A 14,983-nucleotide genomic window follows, 5' to 3' on the forward strand; every position below is an offset into this window, starting at 1 on the left:
CCAGCCTGGCACGTGTGAATATCCTGACATGAGGAGGCGTCATGGCCGACGAGCCGCGATGGACGCAGGCCCGTAGCTCTCGGGACATCGGTCGCTTCGTGCAGAAATCCCGGCGCGGCCGAGGGCTCAGCCAGGCGGCGCTCGCGGAGGAGCTAGGTCTAACACGCCAGTACGTCTCCGAGGTGGAGTCAGGTGTCGGGAACCTGTACATCACCCGACTCTTCGAGATGTTCGACGAGCTCGGAATCGACGTTCAACTCGTCGAGCGGGGGATCGATGGTCGCGACTGAGATCGATGTCTGGCTCTACGGCAGCCGACTGGCGCGCTTCAGCAGCCGCGCCATGCTCCGGAGTGCCCCGCGAGCCGAGATGGAGTGGGACTCGTCGGCGGCCACTCGCTGGGGCTGGGGATCGCGCATCCTGTCCCACCTTCTGCCGATCGACGAAGGCGCGTTGCCTCATCCTGCCCGCGTGACCGCCTGGCTCGACGGGCTCATGCCAGAGGGGCGTGTCCGCGACAACATGGCGATGGAGGCCGGCATCGACCCCGATGACCCGGTGGCCTTCTTCGCTGCCTATGGCGGGGACACAGTCGGGGCGCTCCAGTTCGTCGAGGCGGGGCGACCCCCCGGGGTCGAAAGCGGCGGCCCTGTCCTGTTGGATGATGCCGGTGTTGCACAGCTTCTGCGTGAAGCTCTCGCTAGGGCTGGCGGGCGTGGCAGGAGCGAACATCTGACGAGCTCGCTCCCAGGTATGGAGCCGAAGCTCGGACTCGCGCGTGGACAGGGCTCTTGGATCCGGGCCCCTCGTGACCAGCCCACCACCCACATCCTCAAGGTCGCGCGCGCTGCGGACTCACCGACGGCGGACCTCGTCGACACCGAGGCTGCCGCGATCGACCTCGCACGCCGCGTCGGGCTCACGACGATCCAGGCACAGGTGGAGACGTTCGAGGACGTGCGCTGCCTCGTGGTGTCCCGGTACGACCGTGTCCCCGACGCCGAGGCACCGGGCGGGCTGCGGCGGATCCACCAGGAGGACGCCGCCCAGGCGCTGGGCATCAACACCCGCGACCCGGAGCGCAAGTTCCAGCACGGACGGACCATCCCGTCGCTGCGGGCGATCGCCCAGGTGCTGCGCGACGACGGCTCCCGCCCGGACCGCCTCCTGGCGCTGACGACGCTCAACCTGGCCCTCGGCAACACCGATGCACACGCCAAGAACATCTCGATGCTGCGCCGCGCGGACGGGACGGTGTCCCTCGCCCCGGCCTACGACATCTCCATGCACCTGCACCACGAGCACGCCTCGCGCGTCTTCGCCATGGACGTGGCGGGCACGCGGGACATGGATGCGATCACCGGCACCGACCTCGTGGACGAGGGGGTCGCGTGGGGGCTGCCGCGTCGCCGGGCGGAGCGGGTCGTCACGACCACGCTGGACGGCCTGCGCACGGCGCTGGGGGAGGTCGACCGCGACGCCCACCCCGGCGTCGGCGAGGCGGCGTGGCGCACCGTCGAGGCCTGCACCGACCGTCTGCGCGCTGACCTGCGCTGACCGGTCAGTGCAGCGTGCGCTGCATCAGCATCGTGCTGACGTCGCGTCCGTGCTTGCGCCCGACGTCGCGCAGCACCCCGACGACCTCGAACCCGAGGCGACGGTGCAGGGGCACCGACCCGGCACCCGCCGGGTCGTCGGCGACGACCGCGACCACCTGGCGGATGCCGGCCACCGTGCAGGCGTCCAGCAGCGCCGACAGCAGGCGGGTCCCCACGCCGCGCCCCTGCGCGGCCGGTGCCAGGTAGATCGTGTCCTCGACGGTGTGGCGGTAGGCCGCCCGCGGACGCCAGGGTGTCACGTAGGCGTACCCGACGACCGCGCCGTCGAGCTCGGCGACGAGGAAGGGGAGTCCGCCCGCGTCCGCGTCCTCCAGCCGGTCGGACCAGTCGGCGGCGCTCGGCGGGTCCTCCGCGAACGTCACCGCCGTACCGGTCACGTACGGCGCGAAGATCGCGGCGACCGCCGGGAGGTCGGCCGGGACCGCGCGCCGGATCCGGGGACGGTCCACCGCACCGGGCGGCCCGTCGCCGGGGGAGGGGAGTGGTGCCACGGGGCGAGCGTAGACCGACCGCGGCCTAGGCTGAGGCCATGCCTGCACTGATCAACCCGAGCATCCTGTCCGCCGACTTCGCCAACCTCGAGCGTGACCTGCACGCCATCGCGACGGCGGACGCCGCCCACGTCGACGTCATGGACTACCACTTCGTGCCGAACCTGACGCTCGGCCTGCCGGTGTTCGAGCGGCTGGTGCAGGTCTCGCCGGTGCCCGTCGACGGCCACCTGATGATCGCGGACCCCGACCGGTGGGCGCCCGCCTACGCCGAGGCCGGCGCGGCGTCGGTCACCTTCCACGCCGAGGCGGCACAGGCCCCGGTGCGGCTGGCGCGCGAGCTGCGACGCCTGGGAGCCCGCGCCGGGGTGGCGCTGCGCCCGGCGACGCCGGTGGAGCCGTACCTCGACCTGCTCGCCGAGGTGGACATGATCCTCGTCATGACCGTCGAACCGGGCTTCGGCGGTCAGTCCTTCATCGAGGGCACGCTGCCCAAGATCCGCCGCGCGCGGCGCGCGATCAGCGAGCAGGACCTCGATGTGCACATCCAGGTCGACGGGGGAGTGTCCCGCGACACGATCGAGCGGGCGGCCGAGGCGGGGGCGAACGTCTTCGTGGCGGGCTCCGCGGTGTACGGCGCCGAGGACGTCCCGGGGGAGATCGAGACCTTGCGGGCGATGGCCGAGCGCCACGTGCACTGAGCGGCACGGAGCCGGGTCGGCGCGCGATGACGCGCCGACCTCGCTCCCACAAAAAATAGTGTGCCAAGCACCAAAGGGTGACCAGATCGACGTCCGCACCACGGACCCCAGCAGCAGGGACGCGAGGGTCTCCGTCTACGCTGGGGATCGTGAAGACCTTCGACTCCCTGTTCGCCGAGCTGTCCGCCAAGGCCGAGTCCCGTCCCGCCGGGTCGGGGACCGTCGCGCAGCTGGACGCCGGCGTCCATGCGATCGGCAAGAAGATCGTGGAGGAGGCCGCCGAGGTGTGGATGGCCGCCGAGCACGAGTCGGACGACGCGGCCGCCGAGGAGATCTCCCAGCTGCTCTACCACCTGCAGGTCCTGATGCTGGCCAAGGGGCTCACGCTGGAGGACGTCTACGACCATCTCTGAGCGCTCGGTCGTTCCCGGCCCGGCGCGCTCCGACGTCTCCACCGATCCAGACCAGAACGAGGTAACCCGTTGCTCCGCATCGCCGTCCCCAACAAGGGGTCACTGTCCACACCCGCCACCGACATGCTGCGCGAGGCCGGGTACCGCCAGCGTCGCGACGGCCGTGAGCTCGTGCTCACCGACGCCGACAACGACGTCGAGTTCTTCTTCCTGCGCCCGCGGGACGTCGCCGTCTACGTCGGCGCCGGCACCGTCGACGTCGGTATCACCGGCCGCGACCTGCTGCTCGACTCGGGCGCCGCGGCGGTCGAGCACCTTCCGCTCGGCTTCGCAGGGTCGACGTTCCGCTACGCCGCACCGGCCGGGACCATCACACAGGTGGAGGACATCGCCGGCAAGCGCGTCGCCTCGTCCTACACCCGGTTGGTCGCCGACCACCTGGCACGCAAGGGTGTCGAGCCCTCGGCGATCGTGCACCTCGACGGTGCGGTGGAGAGCTCGGTCCGGCTCGGCGTCGCGGACGTCATCGCCGACGTCGTCGAGACCGGGACGACGCTGCGCGCCGCCGGCATGGAGGTGTTCGGCGAGCCGATCCTGCGGTCCGAGGCCGTGATGATCCGCCACGCCGACGCACCGGAGCCCGCCGGGCTCGACGTCCTCACACGACGCCTCCAGGGCGTGATCACCGCCCGGGAGTACGTCCTGCTGGACTACGACGTGCCGATGGAGCTCCTCGACGCCGCGGTGGCGGTGACCCCGGGCTTCGAGTCGCCCACGGTGTCCCCGCTGCACAACGGCCAGTCGGCCGCCGTGCGGTCGATGGTCCGCCGGGCGGACACCAACCGCGTCATGGACGTGCTCTACGAGGTGGGGGCACGCGGCATCCTCGTCACGTCCATCCACGCCTGCCGCCTCTAGACGATGGTCGACGACGGCACCGGTCGGGAGTTCCGCACGTTCCGCCCGCTCTGGGCGAGGGTGGCGGTCGTCGTGACCGGTGCCGTCGCGGCGGGCGGCAGCCTGCTCGTCGGGCTCTTCGCCCCCACGGGCGTGCTGCTGGGCGACGGGACCAGGCTGTCCTTCGTCGTCTTCGCCGCGTTCGTCGTGTGGCTGCTGTGGCGCCTGGGAGGCGTGCACGCCCGTCCGGACGACGACGGCCTCACGGTGCGCAACGTCGTGCGGACCCGACGGGTCACCTGGCCCGAGATCGTCGCGGTGCGGATGACGACGAACGACTCCTGGGTGGTGCTCGACCTGGCCGACGGCGGCACCCTCGCCGTCATGGCGATCCAGCGCGCCGACGGCGAGCGGGGGATGGCCGAGGCCCGTCGGCTGCAGTCTCTCGTGCAGCGCCTGGGCGAGGCGCCCGACGTCGACTGACGCCGGGCGCCCCGTGCTCAGGCGGTGTGGGCGGGGTGCCGCTCGCTGCGCGGGGCACGACCCTGCGGTGCGCCCTTGTCCGGGGCGATGCGCAGCTGGCGGCCGGCGACGTTGGCCCGGCCGATCTTGTTCATGGCCGCGTCGTCGAGCGGCTTGGTGATGTCGACGAGCGAGAAGCTGCCGAAGATGTCGATCTTGCCGATGTCCGCGCCGCGCAGACCGCCCTCGTTGGTCAGCGCCCCGACGATGCCGCGGGGCTGGGCGCCGTGCGCGTGGCCGACCGCGACCCGGTACCGGGTGCCCTCGGCGGGGCGCCGGATGCCGCGAGACCGGTCCTCACGACGGTCGGCCCGGGGGTGGCGGTGCGTGCGGTCGCCGTCACGGTCCGACCGCTCGGCACGCTTCGTCTCCCGCGTGCGTCCGCCGCGGACCTCGGCGCGCTCCTTCTCGTGCTCGGCCTGAGCGGCCAGGTGCTGCGGCCCGTCGTCTCCCACCGCGAGCGCCAGCAGGGCTGCGGCGACCTGGGTGGGGTCGGGGGTGGTGCCGTCCTCGCCGGGGGTGAGGTGCTGGGTGAGCAGCTCGGTGTACAGGTCGAGGCGGCCGGCCTCGAGCCGGGTGGGCACCGTGGACAGGATGGTGCCGGCCCGGTGGGCGGAGACGTCGCGGGGCGAGGGGATCTCGGCCTCGGTGAGCCTGGTGCGGATGGTGCGCTCGATGTGCTTGAGCTTGCCGCGCTCGTGGGGGGTGACGAAGGACAGGGCCTTGCCGGTGCGGCCGGCGCGACCGGTGCGGCCGATGCGGTGCACGTAGGCCTCGGCCTCGCGGGGCAGGTCGAAGTTGACGACGAGTCCGATGCGGTCGACGTCCAGGCCACGGGCGGCGACGTCGGTGGCGACGAGCACGTCGAGGGAGCCGTTGCGCAGGCGCTCGACGATCTTCTCGCGCTCCTTCTGGGCGACGTCGCCGGAGATGGTGGCGGCGGAGACGCCGCGCTCGACGAGGGCGACGCCGACCTCCTCGGCGGCGGCGCGGGTGCGGGTGAAGACGATGGTGGCGTCGGCGTCGGAGGTGGCCAGGACGCGGACCAGCGAGCCGACCTTGTGCCGGAAGGGCACGACGGCGTAGGTCTGCTCGACGGTGGTGACGGTGCTGGACTGCCGGCTGACGGCGATCTGCACCGGGTCGGTCATGTGGGTGTCGGCGACGTGGCGGATCGCGGCCGGCATGGTGGCGGAGAACAGGGCCACCTGCCGCTCGGCGGGCGCCTGGCCGAAGATCTTCTCGACGTCCTCCGCGAAGCCCATGCGCAGCATCTCGTCGGCCTCGTCGAGGACGAGGAACTTCACGTCCTCGAGGGTGAGAGCGGAACGCTCCATGTGGTCCATGACGCGCCCGGGGGTGCCGACGACGACGTGCACGCCGTCGCGCAGGGCGCGCTGCTGCGGCTGGTAGGGGGCGCCGCCGTAGACGGGCAGGACGTGGACGCCGGGCAGGTGGGCGGCGAAGGACTCGACGGCCTCGGCGACCTGCATGGCGAGCTCGCGGGTGGGGGCGAGCACGAGCGCCTGGACGCGGCCCCGGGCGACGTCGGCCGCGGGGTCGAGCGCGGCGAGCAGCGGCAGGCCGAAGGCGGCGGTCTTGCCGGTACCGGTCTGGGCGACACCGGTGATGTCGCGTCCGGCCAGCAGGGCGGGGATGGCCTCGGCCTGGATGGGGGAGGGCGTGGTGAAGCCGAGGTCGTCGACGGCGCGCTGGAGCGGGTCGGGCAGGCCGAGCTCGCTGAACGCGGGCTGCACGTCGGTGGGCAGGGTGGAGTCAGGGGTGCTCATGGGGTTTGACCATTCGTCGGGTGCGGGGGAGTCCTGCGTCGCCGTGGCGGCGAGGCGGTCGCTCTGTCCCGTACACACACCTGCCCCGCCGCTGGTGGCGGGGCCCTTGAACACGCGGGAGGACGACGAACTCCGAGGGAATGCCCCCATGCTACGGGGCGTGCGGTCACCGGGGGAGGGCGGGGCCCGGTGAGTTTGCCCACTACGTCGTGGACGTGCCGCGGGTGCGTAGGATGTGCGAGGTAGCAGCCCGGTGGACGCAGGCGGTGAACGTGCAGGCAGGTGGGCAGGCCGACTCGGCGGTCTGGACGGTCCCGAACGTCGTCAGCATGCTTCGTCTGGCGCTGGTGCCCGTGTTCGCCGTCCTGATCGTCGTGGGCGAGGACGTGTGGGCGCTGGTGGTCCTCGCCGTGTCGGGCGCGACGGACTGGCTGGACGGCGTCCTGGCGCGACGGCTGAACCAGGTCACCAAGCTGGGCCAGATGCTGGACCCCGCGGCGGACCGGTTGTTCATCCTCGTGACGCTGATCGGCCTGACCTGGCGCGGCGTCATCCCGTGGTGGGTGCTGGCGGTCATCGTGGCGCGCGACGTGATGCTCGCGTTCCTGGTGCGCCCGCTGGCCCGGCGTGGGTACGGTCCGGTGCCGGTCACGTTCGTCGGCAAGGCCGGCACGTTCGCGCTGCTGTACGCCTTCCCGCTGCTGCTCCTGGCGGCGATGCCGGGCGGCGTCGGTGCGGTGGCGCACGTGATCGGCTGGGCGTTCGCCTGGTGGGGCATCGGGCTGTACTGGCTGGCCGGCTTCCAGTACGTGCGGCACGTGCGCCGACTGGTGACCGACGACCGTGGTGAGGCGCAGACGGAAGGTGCGGCATGAACGTGGCGACGGGTCGGCGCCCGGACGAGTCGATGACGCTCCTGGTCGAGGTGATGGAGAGCCCGCTGGACGCGGGGTACGCCCAGGCGGCACGTCGCCGCGCGGCGGGGGAGCGGAGGCACCGGTCCACGCTGGCGCTGCTCGGGCTGCTGGCGGTGCTGCTCGGGCTGATGACGGTCGCTGCCGCCCAGCAGCTGCGAGCGCCCGTGGAGGGTGTCTCGGCGCGCGAGGTGCTCCAGGAGGAGATCCTCGCGCGGCAGGCGACCGCCGAGGACCTGCGGGAGCGCTCGGCGGCGCTGTCGGCGGAGATCACCGCACTGAACGAGGAGACGTTGGCCGCCCAGGACTCGGAGCTCGTGGACCGGCTGCGCCTGGACGGGGTGACCACCGGGTCGGTGGCGGTCTCGGGGCCGGGACTCGTGGTGACCCTGAGCGACGGCGCGGTGGGGACCGCCCAGGACGGTTCGGCGACGTCGGCGCCGGTGCAGGCGATCGACCTGCAGCGGGTCGTCAACGCGCTGTGGGCGTCCGGCGCGGAGGCGATCAGCGTCGGCGGGGAGCGGCTGACGTCGGTGTCGGCGATCCGGCACGCCGGCCAGGCGATCATGGTGGATCTCGTGCCGCTGCCCGGGCCGAGCTACGCGGTCGAGGCGATCGGTGACCCGGAGGCGATGCAGACCGCGTACGCTCGGACCGACGCGCCGGCGTACACGCAGCTCCTGTCGTCGCAGTACGGCATCGGGTCCTCGCTGGAGACCGCCGACTCGTTGGAGCTCGCCGGGGTGGGCAGCCAGCTGTTGCGGTATGCGGAGCCGGTGGAGGCGGACGTGAGTCCGGACGAAGACCAGGAGGGGAACCCATGATCGCCGTCGTCGGGCTCGTGATCGGCGTGGCCGCCGGTCTGCTGCTGGAGCCGACCGTGCCCGTGGCGCTGCAGCCGTACCTGCCCATCGCGGTGGTGGCGGCGCTGGACGCGTTGTTCGGTGGCCTGCGCGCGAAGCTGGACGGGCTGTTCGACGACAAGGTCTTCGTGGTGTCGTTCCTGTCCAACGTGCTGGTCGCGGCGTTCATCGTGTTCCTGGGCGATCAGCTCGGTGTCGGTTCGCAGCTGTCGACGGCCGTGGTGGTCGTGCTGGGCATCCGCATCTTCTCCAACGCGGCCTCGATCCGCCGGCACCTGTTCAAGGCATGAGGATGAACGACGACGAGCGCACGGACTCCCCGGACCGGACGCCGGGCGAGGACGACACCGCACCGCTGACGCCGCCGGACGCGGCCGCGGAGCCGCCCGCGCCGGGGGGCGGGGACGTCGAGCCGACGCCGGTCGCCGAGCACCCCGACGAGCCGGTCGGGGAGACGGCACCGCTCGAGGAAGCGACCCCGCTCGGCGAGGGCCTCGACGAGCCGACGCCGCTCGAGGAACCGGCACACCCGGACCTGCCCACGGACGCCTCCGGGGAGTCCGCGAGCGGCCACGGGGCGCGCGTCGCGGCGGACCCCCTGGACCTGTCGGTGCCCGTCGAGCAGCTCGACACCGGCGACGAGCCGGTGCCGGGCCACGGGGCGGCCGCGGCCGAGGACCCCGCCCCGGGGACGGGCGAGACCGACGACGGCGCGCACCGGACGCCGGAGCCGGTGCACACCGGCCCGTTCCCCCCGACGGGTGCCCAGGCCCTCCCCAGCCGTGCCGACGACGAACCGGCCGGCTCCGCCCCGAAGGGCACCGGTGCGCACGAACCGCCCCCGGCGACCGGCTGGCGGGCGCTGGGTCAGATGCTGCGCCCGCGGGGCACCCGCTCGCAGCTGCTGGTCGCGCTGCTGCTCGCCGCGCTCGGGTTCGCGCTCGTGGTCCAGGTGCAGCAGTCCGCCCAGGACCCGCTGTCCTCGGCGCGCCAGGACGACCTGGTGCGTCTGCTGGACGAGGTGACCCAGCGCTCGGAGCAGCTCGGCGACGAGGTGCGCGAGCTGACGGAGACCCGGGACGAGCTCGCCTCCGGTTCCGGGCAGGCGCAGGCGGCGCTCGAGCTGGCGGAGGAGCGGGCGACGTCCGAGGGCATCCTGTCCGGCAGGCTCCCCGCGGTGGGGCCCGGTCTGGAGATCGTCATCAGCGACCCCGACCGGGTGCTGGCGGCCTCGAAGATGTTCAACATGCTCGAGGAGCTGCGCAACGCCGGGGCGGAGGTCATCGCGGTCAACGACGTCCGCCTGGTGACCTCGACCTGGTTCCTGGACGGCGCGAGCGGCATCATCGTCGACGACCAGCTCATCGAGCCGCCGTACCGCTGGCAGGTCATCGGTGACCCCGCCACCCTGACACCCGCGCTGGAGATCCCCGGCGGCGCCCTCGCCGCGGTGCGCAACGACGGGGCCGACGCCCGCACGGAGGAACGGGACGAGGTCCTGATCGACGCCGTCCGCGTGCCCAGCGAACCCGAGTACGCCACCCCGAGGCGCCCCGCGGAGTAGACCGCGGTCGGAACCTCACGAAGGCTGCTTCCCGACGCAGGTGGTGAGAAGGTAGGTTGAGCGGACGACGGCGCACGTCGCCCGCGTGATTCAGCAGGAGGACGAATGACGGACCCGCGCTCCACGCCGCGCCACGAGGCCGGCGCGGACACCACCGCGCATCTCGGTCGGATCGGTGGTTCCACCGAGGAGCAGACCCCGCGCGTCCCGCTGACCGCGGAGGAGTCGGCCGCCGTGTCCGCGCTGCCGCGACACTCCGCCCTGCTCGTGGTCCAGTACGGGTCGGGTGCCGTCGGCGAACGGTTCCTGCTGGACACCGACCGCGCCGTGGCCGGACGCAGCGAGCACGCCGACATCTTCCTCGACGACGTCACCGTGTCGCGCAAGCACGCGGAGTTCGTCCGCGAGGGCGACCGCTTCGTGGTGCGCGACATCGGCTCGCTCAACGGCACGTACCTCAACCGCGAGCGCATCGACGCGGCGGTCCTGACCACGGGCGACGAGGTCCAGATCGGCAAGTTCCGGATGTCCTTCCACGCCAGCCCGCAGGCGCCGCGGGACCTGCAGGCGCCGGCATCGTGACGGCCGGTTCCGGGGCGGCCTCGGCTTCGGAGCCCGACGCGCCGGAACCCTGGCCGCGGGGGATCTCCCGCCACGCGGGCATGCGGATCTCCGACGTGCTCAACCACCTGCGGGGCGACTTCCCGCACGTGTCCCACTCCAAGCTGCGGTTCCTGGAGGACCAGGGCCTGATCACCCCGGTGCGGACACCGGCGGGCTACCGCCAGTACAGCCCTGCGGACGTCGAGCGGCTGCGGTTCGTGCTGTCGGAGCAGCGGGACTCCTACCTGCCGCTGAAGGTCATCAAGGAACGCCTGGCCGCGATGGACGCGGGGGAGCCCGCGCCCGGTCCGTCGCCGCGCCCGGCACCGGACGGTCCGGGCGAGGACTCGCGGCGACGCTGGACCGTGGAGTCGGTCGCCGGCACGACGGGCACGAGCGTCGAGTTCGTCGAGTCCCTGGTCACGGCCGGGGTGCTGCAGCCCAGCGGCGACACCCTGGACGGGTCGGCGGCCGAGGTGGTGCGCATCGTGCAGCGCCTGACCGAGCACGGCATCGAGCCGCGGCACCTGCGTCCGCTGCGTGCCTCCGCCGCCCGCCACGTGGCGCTCGTCGACCAGGCGGTGGCCCCGTACCGCAGCCACCAGAACGGCAACGGCGGCACGGTCGCCGGGGAGCTCGCCGCCGAGCTGGGCGACCTGCTGGCCCGGCTGCACACCACCTGGATCCGCCAGGGCACCGACGGCACCGTCTAGCCGACCCGGCACGCGCGGGTGGGCCCACGTCGTCGTACCGTGGACAAGGTGGGAAGAGACGAGGGCGCCGAGGCGCCCATGGTGCCCGTCGAGGTGCTCGGGGTGCGTCAGCAGCAGAACGACCAGGAGATCGTCGTGCTGCTGCTGGACACCTCCGCGGAGCTCGCCGTCCCGATCGTCATCGGTGCCCGCGAGGCGTCCGCCATCGCCATGGCGCAGGCGGGGGTCGCCACGCCGCGCCCCATGACGCACGACCTGCTGCGCGACCTGCTCACCGCCGTGGGGGTCGAGCTCGAGCGGGTGGAGATCGTCGCCCTGGACGGCGGCATCTTCTTCGCCGAGCTGGTGCTGTCCAACGGCACCCGCCTGGACTCGCGGGCCTCGGACGCGATCGCCCTGGCCGTGCGCACCGGCAGCCCCGTGCTGTGCTCGGCCGAGGTGGTCGCCGCGGCCGGCGTCGAGATCGTCGACCTCGCCCAGCAGCGCGAGGTGGAGAAGTTCCGCGACTTCCTCGACCACGTGAACCCGGAGGACTTCACCAACCCCGAGTCGGGCGACGACGTCGAGGACGGCGGCAGCCCCGACACGCCCCCTTGACCCTCACCTCGACGGTGAGGGTTCGCGCGTATCCTCGACAGCACCCGTCGGCCGCGACCGCAGGTCGCGGCTCGGCACCGCCCCGCGACACGCCACGTCCCGCGAAGGCGACGTCGTTGACGACCCCCCGGGGCCGCCATAGCGTGGAAGCGACAACTCAGGAGGCACAGTGGACAGCAGCAGCGAGGCCAGCGCTTCGGTCGGTGTCACCCCGGCGGGCGCCCAGGGTCTCCTGTTCGGCGAGAACCTCACGGAGCAGGACGCCGGGACCGGGTACCGGGGGACGACGGCGTGCCGCGTCGTCGGGATCACCTACCGGCAGCTGGACTACTGGGCCCGCACCGGTCTGGTGGAGCCGTCGATCCGCGCCGCCACCGGGTCCGGCACGCACCGTCTCTACAGCTTCCGCGACGTGCTCGTGCTCAAGATCGTCAAGCGGCTGCTCGACACCGGCGTCTCCCTGCAGCAGATCCGCAGCGCGGTGACGCACCTGCGGGAGCGCGGGGTGGAGGATCTCGCGCAGATCACCCTGATGAGCGACGGCGCGTCCGTCTACGAGTGCACCTCGCCGGACGAGGTCGTCGACCTCGTCCAGGGCGGTCAGGGCGTGTTCGGCATCGCGGTCGGCCGCGTGTGGCGCGAGATCGAGGGCACCCTGTCCCAGATGCCGACGGAGTCCCTCGAGGACCACGACCCGGAGGGCGTGCACGCCGACGACGAGCTCGCCGCCCGACGCCGGGCCCGCACCGCGGGCTGAGGACATCGACCGGCGGGACCGCCGGCAGGGTCCGGCCGGGGCGAGCGGCGCGGCTCAGAGCAGGGGCTCGAGCGGCTCCAGGGCGCGTTCGGCGACCTTGTTGACGAAGGAACGGCCCAACCACTCCTCGTAGGTCAGCTCGCGCGCGTTGGACTCGTCCATCCGGAAGATGTCCTCGAGCCGGCCCGCCAGGCCCCGGTCGACGATGTCGAGGTTGATCTCGTAGTTGCCCGTGAGGCTCAGCCGGTCGATGTTGGCCGTGCCGACCGTGGCCCACCGTCCGTCGATCGTGGCCGTCTTGGCGTGCACCATCGCACCCTGGTAGAGCATGATCCGCACGCCGCCGCGCAGCAGCTTGGTGTAGCGGCCCCGGGCCAGCCAGTCCGCGAGCGCGTGGTTGGACCGTTCGGGCACCAGCACGCGCACGTCGACGCCGCGGGCGGCGGCGGCGAGCAGCGCGCGCAGGATGTCGCGGTCCGGGATGAAGTAGGCCTGGGTGATGTAGATGTGGCTGGTGGCGCGGTCGATGGCGTCGAGGTAGATGCCCCGGATGGGGAACACGAGGTCGCTGGGGGCGTTGCGGGCGGCGCGCAGGGCGGGCTGCCAGTGCTCGGCGCCGACGTCCTGCAGCACGGGGTGCTTCGGGCCGCGCCACCGGTTCCAGAAGTCGACGAAGGCGTTGCGCAGCTCCCACACGGCCGGGCCGTCGATGCGCACGTGGGTGTCGCGCCACTGGGTGGCGTACACGTCACCGATGTTGTAGCCGCCGACGAACCCGACCCGGTCGTCCACGACGAGGATCTTGCGGTGGTCCCGCCCGGACTTGCGGATGTTGAGCGTGAGCAGCCCGGCCCGCACGACCGGGAAGCGCAGCACGTGCACCTGCGGCGGGAACACGTAGAAGGAGGGGGGCACGACGAGGTTCGCGAAGCCGTCGTAGATGACGTAGACCTCCACGCCGCGTTCGCACGCGTCGGCGATGGCCTGCTTGAAACGTTCGCCGATCCGGTCGCCCTTCCAGATGTAGGACTCCAGCAGGACCGTGTGCTCGGCCGACTCGATGGCCTCGAGCATCGCGTCGTACAGGTCGGCGCCGTAGGTGTACAGCGTGGCGTGCGACCCCTCGACGTCCGTCGTCGTCGGTTCCGCGGTGGGGAACTTGGCGTCCAGCGGATGGCGTTGACCGCGGATCTTGTCGATCGTCATCACGGCCGCGCCCGCGGTCAGCGGGATCGCGGCGGCGACGGCCGCGGCACGGCCGGCCAGGCGCAGGACCCTGCGCCAGTCGACGTGGACGTCGATGGGGAGCGTGGAACGGAAGGAACCATCGGGCACAGGGTCACCGTAGCGACGACTCCGGCGATCTGCGCGGCGAGCCGCTCGCCGCGGTCGGCGGTGTGCCCTGCAACGACGTCGCCAGGGGGTGGGTGCGCAGGGCGGCGGCGAGCTCGCCGTCGATGCGGTCGAGGTAGACGTCGGTGGTCGCGATCGAGGAGTGGCCGAGCAGCTCGGCGACGACCTTGACGTCCCACCCGTCGGCCACGAGGAGCGTCGCGGTGGTGTGGCGCAGGGCGTGCGGGGTCGTGGGTCGCCGGTAGGGCTCGGGCATCCGGGCCACGGCGCGCGCCAGCAGGGCCCGCACCGCCTGGGTGTCCAGCCGTCGGCCGCGCCAGGACAGCAGCAGGGCGCCCTGGGCGTCGGCGTCGTCGGGGCGGCGGGCGGCCAGCCGGGGGCGCAGGGTGCCCAGGTAGGTCTCCAGGGCGTCGGCCAGCGGCGGGCTGAGCGCGACCGTGCGGGTGCTGCCGCCCTTGCCGAGGATGCGCCAGCTCGTCTGGTCGGGTTCGCGCACGAAGTCCGCGACGTCGGCGCGCACCAGCTCCGAGACGCGGGGGCCGAGCACGATCAGCAGCGCCACGACGAGCCGGTCACGGTCGGCGAGCGCCTGGTCGGCCCGCGTCGGCGGTGCGGTGGTGGCGGCGTCCGGGTGGACGGTGCCGAGCAGGGCCTGGGCGGCGGACGCGGACAGGGCGGTGCGCTGGACGCGCAGGCGTTCGCGGACCTTGGCCGGGGGAGCGGCCCACTGCATCGGGTCGGCCTGGACCCAGCACTGCCGGGTGGCGTGGGAGAAGAAGCGGGTCACGGACTGGCGGAACCGGTTGACGGTGGCGGTGGAGCGGCCGGGGCCGGCCTTGCGGGCGGGGTCGGTGTACCGGCCGTCGGGGCCGGCCTGGTAGCGCACCAGGGCGTCGTCGACGTCATCTCCGGTGACGTCGTCCAGGACCCGGTCCGGGCCGAGCAGCTCGACGAGCTCGCGCACGTCGCGACGGTAGGAGCGTTCGGTGGCGGCGGAGAGCACGCCCCGCACCGTCTCCACACGGACGGCGGCGAGGTAGCGGTCGCCGGCGTCGGCGACGGTGACCCGTTCGGGGCGGGGTGGGGCGACCACGGCTGCAGAGGATCCTTTCGCTGCGTGACCTGCGACGACCCCGTGAGACTAGTGCCGGGCTCCGACACCGGCGCGGGTATCCCACGCGAGGGC

18 protein-coding genes are annotated in these 14,983 nt (G+C 72.9%); 14 read left to right on the forward strand and 4 right to left on the reverse strand.

Translation table 11 applies throughout. The annotated features are described in order from the left end of the window. Nucleotides 1-41: 41 nt before the first annotated feature. A complete protein-coding gene (locus Q6349_RS09385) occupies nt 42-290 on the forward strand; it encodes a helix-turn-helix domain-containing protein (RefSeq protein ID WP_304603868.1) in 249 nt (82 codons plus the stop codon). Beyond that, the gene (locus tag Q6349_RS15315) at nt 277-1,557 is read left to right on the forward strand and encodes a HipA domain-containing protein (protein WP_370375620.1); all 1,281 of its coding nucleotides are present in this window, start codon (nt 277-279) and stop codon (nt 1,555-1,557) included. Before Q6349_RS09385 ends, Q6349_RS15315 begins: the two co-directional genes overlap by 14 nt. Nucleotides 1,558-1,561: 4 nt before the next feature. Here the strand turns inward: Q6349_RS15315 and Q6349_RS09395 are convergent, their stop codons facing one another. Further along, a complete protein-coding gene (locus Q6349_RS09395) occupies nt 1,562-2,110 on the reverse strand; it encodes a GNAT family N-acetyltransferase (protein ID WP_304603870.1) in 549 nt (182 codons plus the stop codon). 38 nt (nt 2,111-2,148) lie between these two features. On the opposite strand from Q6349_RS09395, the gene rpe reads away from it, so the two are divergent. The 4 genes from rpe (at nt 2,149) to Q6349_RS09415 (ending at nt 4,604) form a co-directional block, all read left to right on the forward strand. Continuing rightward, nucleotides 2,149-2,811, forward strand: a complete 663-nt coding sequence (gene rpe, locus Q6349_RS09400) for a ribulose-phosphate 3-epimerase (RefSeq protein ID WP_171245822.1) — start codon at nt 2,149-2,151, stop codon at nt 2,809-2,811. A gap of 149 nt (nt 2,812-2,960) precedes the next feature. Next, nucleotides 2,961-3,224, forward strand: a complete 264-nt coding sequence (locus Q6349_RS09405) for a phosphoribosyl-ATP diphosphatase (RefSeq protein WP_304603871.1) — start codon at nt 2,961-2,963, stop codon at nt 3,222-3,224. Nucleotides 3,225-3,293: 69 nt separating this feature from the next. Beyond that, a complete protein-coding gene (gene hisG / locus Q6349_RS09410) occupies nt 3,294-4,142 on the forward strand; it encodes an ATP phosphoribosyltransferase (protein ID WP_304603872.1) in 849 nt (282 codons plus the stop codon). Nucleotides 4,143-4,145: 3 nt separating this feature from the next. Further along, nucleotides 4,146-4,604 (forward strand): PH domain-containing protein, encoded by a 459-nt coding sequence (locus Q6349_RS09415; RefSeq protein WP_304603873.1) that lies wholly within the window; start codon nt 4,146-4,148, stop codon nt 4,602-4,604. Between the two features lie 17 nt (nt 4,605-4,621). Here Q6349_RS09415 and Q6349_RS09420 read toward each other — a convergent pair whose 3' ends face one another. Next, nucleotides 4,622-6,433, reverse strand: a complete 1,812-nt coding sequence (locus Q6349_RS09420; protein ID WP_304603874.1) for a DEAD/DEAH box helicase — start codon at nt 6,431-6,433, stop codon at nt 4,622-4,624. A gap of 272 nt (nt 6,434-6,705) precedes the next feature. Here Q6349_RS09420 and Q6349_RS09425 point away from each other — a divergent pair, with 272 nt between their 5' ends. The 8 genes from Q6349_RS09425 to Q6349_RS09460 all read left to right on the forward strand — a co-directional run bounded on the left by Q6349_RS09425 (nt 6,706) and on the right by Q6349_RS09460 (nt 12,444). Further along, entirely contained in the window at nt 6,706-7,308 is a 603-nt protein-coding gene (locus tag Q6349_RS09425) for a CDP-alcohol phosphatidyltransferase family protein (RefSeq protein ID WP_304604444.1), read from the forward strand. Then, entirely contained in the window at nt 7,305-8,171 is an 867-nt protein-coding gene (locus Q6349_RS09430) for a DUF881 domain-containing protein (protein WP_304603875.1), read from the forward strand. Before Q6349_RS09425 ends, Q6349_RS09430 begins: the two co-directional genes overlap by 4 nt. Further along, nucleotides 8,168-8,500 carry a small basic family protein gene (locus Q6349_RS09435; protein WP_171245815.1) on the forward strand — a complete coding sequence of 111 codons (333 nt, stop codon included), beginning with the start codon at nt 8,168-8,170 and terminating at the stop codon, nt 8,498-8,500. Before Q6349_RS09430 ends, Q6349_RS09435 begins: the two co-directional genes overlap by 4 nt. 2 nt (nt 8,501-8,502) lie before the next feature. Next, complete coding sequence (locus Q6349_RS09440) at nt 8,503-9,774, forward strand: DUF881 domain-containing protein (RefSeq protein WP_304603876.1); 1,272 nt, start codon at nt 8,503-8,505, stop codon at nt 9,772-9,774. 105 nt (nt 9,775-9,879) lie between these two features. Continuing rightward, complete coding sequence (locus Q6349_RS09445; RefSeq protein ID WP_171245814.1) at nt 9,880-10,356, forward strand: FHA domain-containing protein; 477 nt, start codon at nt 9,880-9,882, stop codon at nt 10,354-10,356. Further along, a complete protein-coding gene (locus Q6349_RS09450; protein WP_304603877.1) occupies nt 10,353-11,090 on the forward strand; it encodes a MerR family transcriptional regulator in 738 nt (245 codons plus the stop codon). The genes Q6349_RS09445 and Q6349_RS09450 overlap by 4 nt, the downstream gene beginning before the upstream one ends. A gap of 78 nt (nt 11,091-11,168) precedes the next feature. Continuing rightward, a complete protein-coding gene (locus Q6349_RS09455) occupies nt 11,169-11,687 on the forward strand; it encodes a bifunctional nuclease family protein (RefSeq protein WP_304604445.1) in 519 nt (172 codons plus the stop codon). A gap of 169 nt (nt 11,688-11,856) precedes the next feature. Further along, on the forward strand, nt 11,857-12,444 hold the full coding sequence (locus tag Q6349_RS09460) for a MerR family transcriptional regulator (RefSeq protein ID WP_304603878.1): 588 nt from the start codon (nt 11,857-11,859) through the stop codon (nt 12,442-12,444). A gap of 54 nt (nt 12,445-12,498) precedes the next feature. Here Q6349_RS09460 and Q6349_RS09465 read toward each other — a convergent pair whose 3' ends face one another. Then, nucleotides 12,499-13,779 carry a phosphatidylserine/phosphatidylglycerophosphate/cardiolipin synthase family protein gene (locus Q6349_RS09465; protein ID WP_304603879.1) on the reverse strand — a complete coding sequence of 427 codons (1,281 nt, stop codon included), beginning with the start codon at nt 13,777-13,779 and terminating at the stop codon, nt 12,499-12,501. Nucleotides 13,780-13,783: 4 nt separating this feature from the next. Beyond that, entirely contained in the window at nt 13,784-14,890 is a 1,107-nt protein-coding gene (locus tag Q6349_RS09470; protein WP_304603880.1) for a tyrosine-type recombinase/integrase, read from the reverse strand. Nucleotides 14,891-14,983: the final 93 nt, after the last annotated feature.

Origin of the sequence: Isoptericola sp. 178 (assembly GCF_030586525.1) — a bacterium.
Taxonomy (GTDB): Bacteria; Actinomycetota; Actinomycetes; order Actinomycetales; family Cellulomonadaceae; genus Isoptericola; species Isoptericola sediminis.

Coding starts and splice junctions, on each gene's coding strand:
- rpe (WP_171245822.1), top strand. CDS start 2,149: ATGCCTGCACTGATCAACCCGAGCATCCTGTCCGCCGACTTCGCCAAC.
- Q6349_RS09420 (WP_304603874.1), bottom strand. CDS start 6,433: ATGAGCACCCCTGACTCCACCCTGCCCACCGACGTGCAGCCCGCGTTC.
- Q6349_RS09455 (WP_304604445.1), top strand. CDS start 11,169: ATGGTGCCCGTCGAGGTGCTCGGGGTGCGTCAGCAGCAGAACGACCAG.
- Q6349_RS09435 (WP_171245815.1), top strand. CDS start 8,168: ATGATCGCCGTCGTCGGGCTCGTGATCGGCGTGGCCGCCGGTCTGCTG.
- Q6349_RS15315 (WP_370375620.1), top strand. CDS start 277: ATGGTCGCGACTGAGATCGATGTCTGGCTCTACGGCAGCCGACTGGCG.
- Q6349_RS09415 (WP_304603873.1), top strand. CDS start 4,146: ATGGTCGACGACGGCACCGGTCGGGAGTTCCGCACGTTCCGCCCGCTC.
- Q6349_RS09445 (WP_171245814.1), top strand. CDS start 9,880: ATGACGGACCCGCGCTCCACGCCGCGCCACGAGGCCGGCGCGGACACC.
- Q6349_RS09430 (WP_304603875.1), top strand. CDS start 7,305: ATGAACGTGGCGACGGGTCGGCGCCCGGACGAGTCGATGACGCTCCTG.
- Q6349_RS09440 (WP_304603876.1), top strand. CDS start 8,503: ATGAACGACGACGAGCGCACGGACTCCCCGGACCGGACGCCGGGCGAG.
- Q6349_RS09385 (WP_304603868.1), top strand. CDS start 42: ATGGCCGACGAGCCGCGATGGACGCAGGCCCGTAGCTCTCGGGACATC.